Genomic DNA, 3,399 nt, shown 5'->3' with positions numbered 1-3,399 from the left:
AAACGCTCGGCTGGGAAACCCCAGCCGAGCGTCTGCATAAACTCATCGCGGCCTAGACAACCGACCACGTGTTGCAACGACCCCTAGAAACCGCCTGTGCGGTCGGGGGCCTCTCGGCGTTCCGGGGCCGCGCGCGCGGCTCCTGCGGCTGAGGCGGGATCAGGCGAGGGCGTGCCCGGCGCGGGCGGCGGGCGTGGGGTGGGCGGCCAGGTCGGCGAGCAGGGTCTCGGCCTCCCGGGCGCTGCGCAGGACGGCGGGGTCGAGGTCGGCGAGGACGATCTCGCGGCGGTCCTCGCCGGCCTCGGCGATCAGGCGGCCGTCCGGGCCCCAGATCGCGCTGCCGCCGCAGGTGTGCCAGTCGCCGGTGACGCCGATGTGGTTGGCGAGCACCGTGTAGAGGGTGTTGTCGAGCGCGCGGGCCGGGAACCAGGTGCGGGACTCGTGGTGGCCGTGCCCCATGCTGAACAGGGCGCCGACCAGGTAGGCGTGGCAGCCGTCCAGCGCGGCGGAGCGGGCGTGCTCGGGGAAGCCGGAGTCGTAGCAGATGCCGAGACCGAGTCGCCAGCCGTCGAGCTCCAGAGTGCAACCGACCGTCCCCGGGCGGTAGTAGGACTGCTCGCTCTTGAAGAGGTGCTGCTTGTCGTAGCGGGTGACGACCGCGCCGTCCGGGCCGAACACGAAGGCGGAGACGAACAGGTCCGGTCCGTCCTGGGCGGCGGCGCCGACCACGGCGGCGGTGCCGGTCTCGCGGCAGGCCTCGGCGATCGGCGCGAGGCGCGGATCGCCGGGCTGGACGGCGCACTTGAGCGGATCGGCGCTGATCAGCTCCGGCTCGTAGCCGGCGAGGAACTTCTCAGCGAACAGCACCAGCCGGGCGCCGGTCGAGGCGGCCTCGCGGATGAGCCCGGCGGCGGTGGCCGCGTTGGCGGGGATGTCGCCCGCGACGGCCTGGTCCTGGACGGTGGCGATCCGCAACGGACGCTCGGGGTAACGGGCACGGGCTGCGGACTCGTGGGGGGCTTCCTGGGTGCGGGACATACCCGCCACGCTAGTGCCGTGGCACTGGACGGGGATCAGAGGGCGGCCCCGTCGGGGTGATCGGCGCCGTCGGCCGGACGGTCTCCGCGGGCGGGCCGGAGGGAGGGCACGATGACGCGCTGAACCCTGGGCCTGGTCCGCCAGTTGACCCGCCGGATGTCGCGCGCCAGGGCGCCCGGGCACCAGAGCTCGACCGTCGCGGTGACGGCGCCCAGCACGAAGCCGGCCGCCAGCCAGCCGCCAAGCACGTCACTCGGCCAGTGCACGCCGAGCGCGATCCTGGTCCAGCCGACGGTCAGCACGGCCGCTGTCGCCACCGCGCAGGCGGCGATCCGCCCGGAGCGTCCGGCCCGGGGCCAGAACAACCCGACCAGCACCGCGCAGGTGATCGCGGAGGCCATCGCGTGTCCGGAGGGGAAGGCCGGGCCGCCCGCGTGCGAGACCGGATCGGTGAAGGACGGCCGCTGGCGGCCGAAGGCGAGCTTCAGCGCCCACTGGGCGCCCCACCCGACCAGGGCCTGCGCGACGGCCCACCCGGCGAGCACCCGGGCGCCGATCAGCCAGAGCCAGCAGGCCGCGATGGCCAGCAGGGCACGCATCGTGACCGTGCCGCCGATGTCGGAGAGGGTCTGCACCGCGGCCGTCCAGGCCCGGTGCCCACGGGCGTAGGAGTGCGTCTCCGCGATCCAGCCGTGGTCGAACCGGTCGAGGGGTTGCCAGTGTCGGGTCACCAGGGCGGCCAGCAGGCCGAACAGCAGGGCGCAGCCCACCGCCAGCGCCGTGCCCCGAAGGGCCCGGCGGTGACGCACGGTGGCGGCAGTCGCGCTGTTGGTCAGGTGCATGCCTGACACCTTCCCAGCGTCCTGTGCTGATCGGGCGCCCGGGTGATAGCGATTCCGCATCTTTTGTGCGGAGGATCTGCGTGCGCCGGGGCGCGGGGGCGGGTGAAAGGCGGGGCGTACGGGAACGAGCGGGGCGCCCGGGGGGTTCTCCGGATATCCGCTCCGAAGCGGTCCCGTCGCGCGCACCCGACGTGCCCGGCCGGTCACCCTGCGTCCGGGGCCGGGGTGAAAACCGGCAGGATACTGCATCGCTGGGAAGAATCTGAGTGACTTGGGAATGTTGTCCGGAATCTGTTCGTTGGATCGTTACGTGTGAGCCCCCCGGGGCCCGCATTCTTGCCCTCTCGGGGCAGGCAGGCATTCCTCGGCAACACCAGCAAAGGGAGCAAGCATGGCCACCCGTGCCGTCGTTCGCGACAGGGCCGACCGGACTCGCGCGGCCCGCCCGACCAACCTTGAGGCCGACCGTGACCTGGTCGGCATGTACCTCGACGAGATCGCCAGGACACCCCTGCTCGATGCCGCCGAGGAGGTCGAGCTCTCGCTGCGGATCGAGGCCGGCGTGTACGCCCAGCACCTGCTGGACGAGGGCGGACTCCCCGAGGGCGCGACGCGCGAGGAGCTGGAGGCGATAGCCGACGACGCCGAGCGCGCCAAGGACGTCTTCATCCGCTCCAACCTCCGGCTCGTGGTGGCGGTCGCCCGCCGGTACCCGCGCAGCGGCCTCCCGCTGCTGGACCTCATCCAGGAGGGCAACGCGGGCCTCGTGCGGGCCGTCGAGAAGTTCGACTACGCCAAGGGCTTCAAGTTCTCCACCTACGCGACCTGGTGGATCCGGCAGGCGATCACCCGCTCGATCGCCGACCAGTCCCGCACCATCCGGCTGCCCGTGCACCTGGTCGAGGAGCTGGGGCGGATCAGGCGGGTGCAGCGCGAGAAGTCCAAGGAGCTTGGCCGCGAGGCCGAGCCGGCCGAGATCGCGGCCGAGCTGGACACCACCGAGGCCCGGATCAAGGACGTGCTGGACTGGGCGCGCGACCCGGTCAGCCTGAACATGTCGGTCGACGACGAGGGCGAGACCCAGTTCGGGGACCTGGTCGAGGACACCGGGGCGACGTCCCCCGAGGACGCCGTGATGGTCATGCTCCGCCGCGAGGAGCTGGACGACCTGATCGGACGGCTGGACGACCGCACGGCCTCGATCATCCGCTCCCGCTACGGGATGGAGGACGGCCGCGAGCGCACCCTCACCGAGGTGGGCAAGCAGCACGGCCTCACCCGCGAGCGGATCCGGCAGATCGAGAAGCACGCGCTGGCCGAGCTGAAGAAGATCGCCGACCACGCCGGCTTCGAGGCGGCGTAAGGGACAGGGAATGTGGGGGGATCGGGGAGCGGGGACCGAGCCCTGGACCGGGCCCGGGTGCGGCGGTGTGCTGGTCCGCAGCGCCTTCTCGCTGATCTCCACCGGCACCGAGCTCAGGAAGGTGTCCGAGGCCGGGATGTCGATGCTGGGCAAGGC

General features: G+C 72.4%; 3 protein-coding genes. 1 reads left to right on the top strand and 2 read right to left on the bottom strand.

Annotated elements, in window-relative coordinates; translation table 11 throughout:
- Positions 1-159 precede the first annotated feature (159 nt).
- The gene (locus AB0C76_RS41125) at positions 160-1,038 is read right to left on the bottom strand and encodes a carbon-nitrogen hydrolase family protein (RefSeq protein WP_359975834.1); all 879 of its coding nucleotides are present in this window, start codon (positions 1,036-1,038) and stop codon (positions 160-162) included.
- Between the two features lie 35 nt (positions 1,039-1,073).
- The gene (locus AB0C76_RS41120; protein WP_359975831.1) at positions 1,074-1,880 is read right to left on the bottom strand and encodes a phosphatase PAP2 family protein; all 807 of its coding nucleotides are present in this window, start codon (positions 1,878-1,880) and stop codon (positions 1,074-1,076) included.
- Between the two features lie 391 nt (positions 1,881-2,271).
- On the opposite strand from AB0C76_RS41120, the gene AB0C76_RS41115 reads away from it, so the two are divergent.
- On the top strand, positions 2,272-3,243 hold the full coding sequence (locus AB0C76_RS41115) for a sigma-70 family RNA polymerase sigma factor (protein ID WP_329932124.1): 972 nt from the start codon (positions 2,272-2,274) through the stop codon (positions 3,241-3,243).
- Positions 3,244-3,399: the final 156 nt, after the last annotated feature.

Source organism: Kitasatospora sp. NPDC048722 (assembly GCF_040650235.1).
Classification (GTDB): Bacteria; Actinomycetota; Actinomycetes; order Streptomycetales; family Streptomycetaceae; genus Kitasatospora.
Note: the sequence above shows the minus strand (reverse complement) of the source record. Positions and strands in the feature narration are given on the sequence as shown.